Source organism: Acetobacter okinawensis, assembly GCF_002153655.1.
GTDB lineage: Bacteria > Pseudomonadota > Alphaproteobacteria > Acetobacterales > Acetobacteraceae > Acetobacter > Acetobacter okinawensis_A.
The window spans coordinates 1-381 of the sequence record NZ_JOPJ01000045.1; the positions used below are offsets into that span (position 1 = coordinate 1).

1 protein-coding gene is annotated in these 381 nt (G+C 59.6%); it reads right to left on the reverse strand.

The annotated features are described in order from the left end of the window. Positions 1-234 (reverse strand): hypothetical protein (locus HK26_RS11735; protein ID WP_143296356.1); only part of this gene is annotated, 234 nt, incomplete at its 3' end. Between the last annotated feature and the right edge of the window lie 147 nt (positions 235-381).

Here is a 381-nt window from a genome sequence, read left to right on the forward strand (position 1 = left end):
CAGCCGGAAACCCGGCGCCATGGGCGCACCATGCGCGCTGGCCCCATGACCGTACAGAAACCGCATGGAGTTGGCAGATGGGCGGACGATATCCATTTCCACAATACGGAAGGTGGAGAACGAGGACTGCCCAAACCGCACGATCTTGGTGGGTTTGGGCCTGATATCGGGTGCGACCAGCGCCCCATGCGGGCGTGCGCCATGTGCGCGCATGAGGATGCTGGAATGGACCATGGTTTACGCGGCCTTTGCTGCTTGTATGCGGTTGAACTGCCGCAGGGTGGCATTAAGACTGGCCTCCATGTTCTGGATGGCCGTTTTAACCTGTAGGGTTGCATCCGTGTTCTGCTGGAACAGGGTTTTGGCCAGAGAGGCCGTGAA